Consider the following 8,729-nt stretch of genomic DNA (forward strand, 5'->3'; position numbering starts at 1 on the left):
GAGCATGAGTAAGTTGGTTATAGGCGTAACAGGTGGTATTGGCAGTGGTAAAACGGCAGTGACCGACTACTTTTCCAGCTTGGGTATTACCGTTGTAGATGCAGACCAGGCCTCAAGAGTTGTAGTAGAACCTGGCCGCCCTGCCCTGGTGAAAATTGCAGAAAGACATGGTCCAGATATTCTGACAGATGAAGACACCCTGGACAGAAGAAAACTCAGGGACATTGTCTTTAATAACGACAGCGAACGTGTATGGCTGGAGCAGCTGTTACACCCTCTGATTCGTGACCAGATTGTTCAGGAACTGGAAGCCTCTTCATCTCCCTACACGATCATGGTTTCTCCTCTTCTGGTTGAAACCGATCAACATGTGCTCACAAATCGTATTCTGGTGGTTGATGTCCCTGAAGAAGTTCAGCTGGAAAGAACCATGAGTCGGGACGGTATGAGCAAAGAGCAAACCCAGTCCATAATGGCCAAACAGGCTTCCAGAAATCAAAGACTGGAAAAAGCCGATGAGGTTGTTGATAATAGCCGCTCGCTGGATCATTTATTTCAACAACTGGATCGGATTCACCAGACTTACCTGGGTTTGGCAAACACGTAAGCCATATTGGGACTCGCTTCCTGAAGTTCCAGCTTCACAAGCCGGGCTTCAATGGCAAAAGGGCTTCTTTCCAATATCTTTGCCAACTCTTTGGTTCCCAACCCATTATTGAACTCCACGGTTAACTGCTCGTCCTCTTCCTTGCTCCAGGGTTTTCCAGCCTTGCCGGGCCTGTTTGCAGCAGCCTTTCTTCGGGAAGGCTCCAACAGCTGAATAGCAGAATAGAGAGAACGAATAATCAGTGGATGCTGATAAGGTGCGGAGTCTGAAAAGATTTCTCCCGTAGAAGGATGCACCCCTTCAGCCAGTTGCTTGAGCACTTCTACCGTAGATTCTTTGTCCATGACAACCTCTTGCACTGTTTAAATACACAGTACAAGAGTAGAAGAGATTTTCCGTCCGTCCAGTCAGACTACTATTCTCGGTCAGGCTCCTAGGAGGCTGACCGAAAATAGACAGCCCGGCCTAAAATCCAGAAAGAACGGCCATCTTTTCCACTGAATTTGCTTAAATAGGTCAACTATTCGCACAAATTCAGTGAAAAAACTGACTCGTTCTACTGAATTTTATGCTCGGACGCTATTCTCGGTCAGCCTCCTAGATTCCTAGATGCCAGCCATTGGTAATCGGGTAACGGCGGTCCCGTCCAAAACCCCTGGGGGTAATACGGACACCCACAACGGCCTGTCGACGCTTGAATTCATTAATATCGATCAGTCGTAGCACTCGATAAACAGTCTCTCTGTCGAAACCGGATTCAATGATAGCTTCAGCACTTTTATCTTCCTCCACATACATTTCTATGATTCTGTCCAGGTCATCATAGGGAGGCAGACTGTCTTCATCCACCTGATCAGGGGCCAGTTCAGCTGAAGGTGGACGATCAATAACTCGTTGCGGAATCACATAGCCCAGAGTATTTCGGTATTCTGACAACGCAAAAACCAGAGTCTTGGGCACATCTTTGAGGGCATTGTAACCGCCACACATATCACCATAGAGCGTGGCATAACCAACAGCCATTTCACTCTTGTTACCGGTGGTAAGAACCATATAGCCCTTCTTGTTGGAAATGGCCATCAGCATGACCCCCCGACAACGGGACTGAAGGTTTTCTTCTGTGGTGTCTTTGTGAGTATTCTCAAACTGAGCGCTCAGGGTACCCATAAAAGCATCAAACATCGGCTCAATGGGCATCACTGAATAATCTACCCCTAAAATGTCTGCTTCTTCCTGAGCGTCTTCCAGACTCATATTTGAGGTATAACGGAATGGCATCATAACCGCCTGAACCCGTTCAGCACCCAGGGCGTCATTGGCAATAGCCAGGGTCAACGCAGAATCAATCCCGCCCGATAAGCCAAGCACGACGCCTTTAAAACCATTTTTATTGACGTAGTCACGAACGCCGGTGACGAGAGCCTTGTAGACTCTTTCATGCAAGGAGGGCAGCTCTGGGACAATTTCCTGGTCAAAAGCCTTCACAGATGTGTCAAAACAGGCTGTATACAGACCTTCAGTAAAGTAATCGGCTCTGACTGCTACCTGACCATTGCTGTTCATTGCGAACGAGCCACCATCAAACACCAGCTCATCCTGCCCACCAAAGAGATTGACATACAGCACAGGTAAACCTGTTTCATGACAACGACTACGAATGGTTTCGTACCGAATAGATTGCTTGTCTTTATGAAATGGTGACGCATTCAGACTGAGAATCAGGTCAGCCCCGGCTTCCAAAGCTTGCTTTGCAGGGGATTGATACCAAAGATCTTCACAAACGGTTAAAGCCAGTTTTACGCCCTTACACTCAAAAATGCAGGGTTTCTGACCCGGTATAAAATAACGCTTTTCATCAAACACCTGATAGTTTGGCAGATGCTGCTTTGCGTACCGTGCCACAACCTGACCATCCCTCAGCACTACCGCCTGGTTTTCAAGACCATGAGCCCCCATGGCGGGCAAACCCATCACAAGATCGATACCTTTAACGGCTGCAAGCTTGCTAACAGCCTGCTCAATTCGCAGCACCATACTGGGCCTGAGCAACAGATCCTCTGGTGGATAACCACAGAGTGTCAGTTCAGGAAAAACCACCATATCGGCCTGATGCTGATCACGCGCTTGTTCCGCCGATTCGATCACTCGGTGGGTATTGCCGTCGATATCGCCCACCTTGAGGTTAAGCTGGGCCATGACGATATTGAGCTTTGCTGACATTAAAAAAGCCTGATGTCTTTATCTTCAATCTGAGAGCGGGCTATTTTCAACGATGTTGCTGTCTGTGTAAAACTCAAAATCAATCTGGATCTGCTGGAGGCCGAGTCAGCCAGAGGAAAAATTCCCAAAAAGACCTTGCATACTCTCTGTGCATATTGGTTTCTTGTGTAAATCTTGGTGAATGTTCATACGGCGTACTCCATAAAGCTGCCTGACCGAATAACATCCCCATTAACAACGGTATGTTATTTCTTATGTGGCTTCCAAACGTCACCCTGTTGACGGCATTACCAACAACAAAACCTATAACAGTACCCATTAAAAGCCGGCTACCCAACACCACGGCCTCCCTTGCAAGCGAAATAACGGGGGGCTGACCTGATACCCACGAAGTGAGTTGGGCATTCACAGCGCTGGGTCGATTCACCGGTAAAGGAGGACTGTATTCAGGTTCAGCAGGAGGCTGATAATTGTCCAATGTAAACGAGAATAAAATATTCAATATTTTTTGAAGTTGATCCTGGTTTTGAGCCGTCACAGTAAGATTGTTATTCAAGATCAGAAGAACCTGACCACTGCCCAGATTTTGAGCAATTAATACACCATTATGAGGAATGTTGAATGACAATTGCTGCCCTTCTGTCAGGCTTTCCAACTGAAGCAGCAGCTCTGTACTGGCAAGCTGACCCGGAGACGAGGCGACTAACGGCGCAGGATTAATCTGCAAAGCTACAACACCCTCAACAGGAAATGAGGCATTCCCCATTCCCTCAAAAATCAGTTTCAGTAGTTTTAACAGCACCTGCTCGTCTACTTGAAGACTCAGAGTGTTTATCAGCCAGAGTTTAAACAACAACCAGAGCTTTACTGCTCTGTCCAAAGGAGTGGAATTCTCAAAATGAGAACCTGCCGCAAGAGTTTGAAAATGAATAGCGGCCAGCTGCAAAGCTGTAAGCACCTTCTCTTCTGTTAGCTCAATGCCATTGAGCTCAGGTTCCATAGACAAAAGAATGGCTTCAATGGCTGGAAATGCAATGATTGGCTGCCACAATGAAACATCGAGCCCTTCAGAAAGACTTTGCACCTGAATATTAGTACTTTCTTGCATGGACTGGATAAGTTGCTGGACACTTGCTGAATACCGTCGGGTAGGTTGACTGGTACAGATTTCTTCAATTTGAATAACATGATTCGCAGGATCCTGCTGTTCCAGAGCAGAAATCACCTCAGCAGCTGAAACGGACAAGGTTTCGTGATTATTGCTGCATTGTGCTCCCTGACCAGAAAGCACTAAGGAATCCGAATTACATTTGGAACAGATCAAGTAATAAAAGGGGATTGCGGAACACACTCTACAAAAAAGCAATAGACACAGAAGCCAGAAGACCCTTCCCATAACGTACTCACCTGATCAGAAATAATTTTTATGGAAAGAGGTATAGCAGTTATTTCAGAATTGTCTTTCTAGAACTCACCCTCGAAGTCAAAGTCCATGTGTTCTGCAGGCTCCTGAAGGAAGTCACCCTGAATAAAATCAACCCCTGAATGCCAGAGTGGGGCCATCTCAACAGCACTCTGAACCTGAGGGACAATAACCTTCTGCCCTTCTTCTGACAGCGCCAGAATCATCTTCTTGAGTTCTTCTCCCTGCCTTTCAGTGGTCAAGTCTTTAGTGAAAGAAGGATCCACCTTCACATAATCCAAAGCTAACGGCGCAATGGTCTCCATCGGATTCAAACTACAACCAAACTCACTGACACCGGTACAAAACCCCTGAGCCTTCACTGCCCCAAAAAAGTCGGGAGCCTGCTTATTGAAGCGAACAATATTTTGTTCACTGATCTCCACCACGACTGATGAATTAGGAATTCCCGCAGCTTTGAGTGCTACCCCCATCCAGGGAAGAAATTCCTTCTCCAGAATAGCGTTCCCCCCCAAATGCAGGAATAGCCGGATCTTGTCTTTACTGCGGGCTGTATTCAAAAGCTCTTTTCCCGCTTCTATGACCTGCCAGCGATCGACTTTACTCCAAAGTGCATTCTTATCCAGCTTATTCCGGAAAGTCACCGAGTCATGTTCACGACCTCTGACATCCACCATTCGCAGCTGGACTTCAAAGTGCTTTTCAGAAGACCCTTTCAGACTGATTACTGGCTGATATTTCAGTTTAAAATTATCATTTTTCAGAGCCTGACTGATCATTCCGGCTAAATGCTTCTCTACCGAACTGACCGCATTAATCTTACGTTTGTGGTAGAAACAGAGTTTTCTACCCCCTTCTTTTTGTGCTTGTGTTGCTGCGTGCCTGGCTCTTACCAACTGTGTTTTGAGATCGCTGCTGGCATCAGTCAGTACCACACTTCCCAAACTCAACTTAACGGGGATTTCGTTATTGCCGAGAGTGACAAACTCTTCAGTAACCCCCTTCATAACCTGATCTGCCAGTATCCTGACCGTTTTTTCATCGCCTGCCTTAACCAGAGCCATGACACAGTCTCCACTCCAGTTGGCAGCCTTGTGTTCAACCAGTTCCAATCCAAGCCGTGAACTGACTTCTTTGTGATAAGGCTGACTGATCCTTTTCCCTCCTTTGGCGTGGAGAGCACGCAGCGAATCCAAAGTAATACAAAGCAAGGCAAATTTGTCTTTTCCGGCTACCACTCTTTGCATGGCAACATCCAGCTGCTCTTTAAAAGCTTCTTTATCATACAAATGGGTTTCGCTGTCAGGACGGGCTACTTCCACTTCTTCCTGCTCTATTTCCGGTGTGTCTTCCAACTCCTGAGGTCTAACCAGCAGGCTTAATGTGTACCGCCCATCGAATGATGTGGGGCTGACCATCGCTCTGACAGGTAGTTCATCTTCCTGGTCAACCAGCAATGAACACTGAATGGCAGCAAGGGCCTGACCACTGTCTTCAATACTGATCAGAAAGTCACCTACATCCTTGCGATCTTTTTCAGCCACCAGGTCACTGAAGGACTGGCCTGCCAAGCTGGCAGCCGCATCCAGGCCTACTAACTCGTTGAAAGCCGGGTTGGAATATTTTACCTGACCTTCACTGATATAAATGATGGCATCAACCTGATCATCCAGCAGATTACGCCTTTGCTTCTCTGACTCATTCAGAGCAACACTCATTCTTCGGTAATGTCTGCGAGTATTGAGATCTTCAATTTCCCGGTCTGAAGTCAGTAGCAACAACTCGTCACTATCCAGTGTAATGACACTTCTTACTCCCAGTTTGAACAACTCCAGCTGCTCTTCTTCAGGATGTTCTGCCAAAACAATGGAAGGTATATCCCTGCCCTGCTGGTCAATTCGATCAAGAACCAGGCTGACAGTTAAGCCCTCGGGCAATTCTGCAGTAGAAATAATTATCAGATCCCATTTTTGATGTCCGGACAGCGCATCTTCCAGACTTTCCATTGAAGTGACATGATGGGCTCTGGTCGGGTATCCAGCATCCCGATAGACATTGAGCAGTGCCTCAGCTTCTTCAGAGGAGGCATCAACTATCAGCAGTCGGATGGTTTCCCTGTTTTCCTGCTCCATGGCATTGACCTGATTCAGCGAGAGTTTAAGGGTTATCTCCTCCTTATAACTGCCGTTCTTCTGAAATCATTAGCCATAAGTTTTATAAAGTATCGGCTCCATCCAAAAACAAACCTTCTCTGTTTCTTCACAAAGTTTCTTTACAAAATGGTTCTATGGATTAACCCAGTTAGCCTATGTCAAAAACCCGCCCCTGTTTTTACCACGGCGGATCTTCATTTTTAATTCCAAAGGTTCTCTGACCCTATACCCAGATTAAGACAATCCACTTCTAGACTGATCAGATAAGCGCTAAAAACTGGTCAGATGCCATGGGGCGGTCAAGCAACCTTGAATCCAGAAACCACCATAAGCAAAGGAAATCTTTTTTCGTCAGCTGCGGCGATGAAAAAATGTTCACTATAAAAAAAACAAAAGGATTCTCGTTAATTGAATTGATGATCACACTGTTGATCGCAGCCATTATTATCGCAATGGGACTGCCGCAACTGAGAGATATGTCTAATGCCATTCGCTTCGCTAATCTTCAGCAAAACCTGATATCCAACCTTTTATATGCTCGCAGTGAAGCCGTGAAAAACGGCAGTAATACCCTTGCCTGTGCTTCCATCAACGGCTCTAGCTGTTCAGCGAACTCTACCAACTGGAATCAAGGCTGGATCATTTTCACCGATGACAACAATAACGGCGTATTTGATTCAGGAGCAGACACCTTGAGACGCTCCCAGATCATTGAGTCCATTGCATCCATTACCTGGAGTAACACTACTCCGGTGGTGTTTGAAGGTGATGGAACGGTTAATAACACCAGTTCAGGTACTTTCCTGATTTGTGACAGCCAGGCAACCTCCACGATTGCCAGAGGTGTGAGTATGAATCTGTCAGGCCGGGTTCGCTCTACCGACTCTGTGGTTTGTCCATGAGTTCAAGACGCGCCCAGGTGGGGATGACTCTGGTGGAAATTCTGATCACCGTGATCATTCTGGCTTCAGGCCTGCTCGGTATGGCCGCATTACAAACCCGAAGCATTAGTTACAACAATGTTGCCTGTCTTAATTCCCTGTCCAACATCATTGCCTATGACATGCTGGACTGAACCAAAGCCAACCCGGTTTATGCCGTTGATGGACCCGGCTACTCTGCCGGTGTGGGCAGTGTGCCTTCTTCCTATCCTAATGATTGTGACACTGCAGACTGCAGCCCTTCAGAGCTGGCCCGGTATGACATCGACCAGTGGAAATTCATTCTGGATGCCCAACTACCCAACTCAGATGGTTCAATCGTCAAAACTGATACCCCGGAAGGTCGAAACTACACAATCACCGTCTTTTTTGATGACAGTAAGGGTCGGCAGCCACGTCGTCAGGTCATTATCAGGAGCACTATGTAATGATGGGCAAGGTAATAATGGGCAGGTATTACCAGAACGGACTCAGCCTGATCGAACTGATGATTTCCATGCTGTTGGGCATCTTTATCATTTCCTCTGTCACCCAGGTATTCCTGAGCAGCAATGACTCCAACCGATTAAATTTTCAACTGGGTCTGATGCAGGAAGCAGCCCGAATCGCAATGAGCTCAATGTCTAATGATGTCCGCATGGCTGGATACACCGGCTGTATTAACGAGACTTCAATCGGTAACGCTCTGCTTCAAAACAATGCAACCAATGAATGGTTAACAGCAGAGCAACCCCTTCAAGGCATGAACCTTTCTGACACCCAGTCAAAAATGGATGCCCAGGCCACCTCGGAAAGCCTCCTTATTTTCAAGGTCAATCCTGACGATGTCTTTGCCATCAACAACCATGACACCTCCACTTCCACCTTGACTCTGAACAGCCATTTAGGCTCAACCCTGTCAACCGGAGATGCCGCCGCTATTACCCGTCAGGACTGCTCCCAGATCGTTTTTTACGCAGGGAATATGTCATGACCATAGCTTTGAGAAACAAGGGGTAATCATGAACGGTATTAAAAGGCATCATGATGAAAACGGGACTGCACTGCTTTACACCATGATCTTTCTTACCCTTATGGTGATATGGCTGGCCTGACTGCAGTTCAATTCTCAAGCCTTGAACAGAGAATGTCGGCCAGCTATCGGACTCATCAAACTGCTTTTATTGCTGCAGAAACCGCTTTGCTTGAGGCAGAGCGTTGTGTCAAAGGTCAGAACAGCTGTAATGACATTACCTCGGGTTTAGAGAATCATAAGCACTAACGTTTTATATTTTTCGAACTCGAATAAAGTTAAGCAACCGTTCTGATTATCACAACGGAACGGTTGCCATGCTCACTTCAGAACAGAAAGTTATCCTCCGGGAGCTTTCTTTATATACGACATT

At 46.6% G+C, this 8,729-nt stretch carries 10 protein-coding genes; 6 read left to right on the top strand and 4 right to left on the bottom strand.

The window, feature by feature from the left end:
• The first annotated feature begins 4 nt into the window (after positions 1–4).
• Positions 5–607: a dephospho-CoA kinase gene (coaE, locus tag GZ78_RS15730; RefSeq protein ID WP_034837821.1), complete on the top strand. Its 603-nt coding sequence runs from the start codon at positions 5–7 to the stop codon at positions 605–607.
• Here coaE and GZ78_RS15735 read toward each other — a convergent pair.
• From GZ78_RS15735 to GZ78_RS15750, 4 genes are all read right to left on the bottom strand, one after another.
• Entirely contained in the window at positions 583–951 is a 369-nt protein-coding gene (locus GZ78_RS15735; RefSeq protein ID WP_034837823.1) for a hypothetical protein, read from the bottom strand. The two genes, coaE and GZ78_RS15735, sit on opposite strands and share 25 nt — an antisense overlap.
• A gap of 253 nt (positions 952–1,204) precedes the next feature.
• Positions 1,205–2,827 (bottom strand): NAD+ synthase, encoded by a 1,623-nt coding sequence (locus GZ78_RS15740; protein WP_034837825.1) that lies wholly within the window; start codon positions 2,825–2,827, stop codon positions 1,205–1,207.
• 79 nt (positions 2,828–2,906) lie between these two features.
• Positions 2,907–4,118: a hypothetical protein gene (locus GZ78_RS15745; protein WP_152558766.1), complete on the bottom strand. Its 1,212-nt coding sequence runs from the start codon at positions 4,116–4,118 to the stop codon at positions 2,907–2,909.
• 173 nt (positions 4,119–4,291) lie between these two features.
• The gene (locus GZ78_RS15750) at positions 4,292–6,382 is read right to left on the bottom strand and encodes an EAL domain-containing protein (protein ID WP_034837830.1); all 2,091 of its coding nucleotides are present in this window, start codon (positions 6,380–6,382) and stop codon (positions 4,292–4,294) included.
• Positions 6,383–6,774: 392 nt separating this feature from the next.
• Here GZ78_RS15750 and GZ78_RS15755 point away from each other — a divergent pair, with 392 nt between their 5' ends.
• The 5 genes from GZ78_RS15755 to GZ78_RS31010 all read left to right on the top strand — a co-directional run bounded on the left by GZ78_RS15755 (position 6,775) and on the right by GZ78_RS31010 (position 8,605).
• Positions 6,775–7,305 carry a GspH/FimT family pseudopilin gene (locus GZ78_RS15755; RefSeq protein WP_161787414.1) on the top strand — a complete coding sequence of 177 codons (531 nt, stop codon included), beginning with the start codon at positions 6,775–6,777 and terminating at the stop codon, positions 7,303–7,305.
• The gene (pilV, locus tag GZ78_RS28380) at positions 7,302–7,478 is read left to right on the top strand and encodes a type IV pilus modification protein PilV (protein WP_034838466.1); all 177 of its coding nucleotides are present in this window, start codon (positions 7,302–7,304) and stop codon (positions 7,476–7,478) included. Before GZ78_RS15755 ends, pilV begins: the two co-directional genes overlap by 4 nt.
• Before the next feature lie 60 nt (positions 7,479–7,538).
• The gene (locus tag GZ78_RS15765) at positions 7,539–7,772 is read left to right on the top strand and encodes a hypothetical protein (protein ID WP_152558767.1); all 234 of its coding nucleotides are present in this window, start codon (positions 7,539–7,541) and stop codon (positions 7,770–7,772) included.
• Positions 7,772–8,317, top strand: a complete 546-nt coding sequence (locus tag GZ78_RS15770; protein ID WP_034837837.1) for a PilW family protein — start codon at positions 7,772–7,774, stop codon at positions 8,315–8,317. The genes GZ78_RS15765 and GZ78_RS15770 overlap by 1 nt, the downstream gene beginning before the upstream one ends.
• A 153-nt stretch (positions 8,318–8,470) precedes the next feature.
• A complete protein-coding gene (locus tag GZ78_RS31010) occupies positions 8,471–8,605 on the top strand; it encodes a hypothetical protein (protein WP_407919789.1) in 135 nt (44 codons plus the stop codon).
• The last annotated feature ends 124 nt before the right edge of the window (positions 8,606–8,729 follow it).

The organism is Endozoicomonas numazuensis (genome assembly GCF_000722635.1).
GTDB classification, from domain to species: domain Bacteria; phylum Pseudomonadota; class Gammaproteobacteria; order Pseudomonadales; family Endozoicomonadaceae; genus Endozoicomonas_A; species Endozoicomonas_A numazuensis.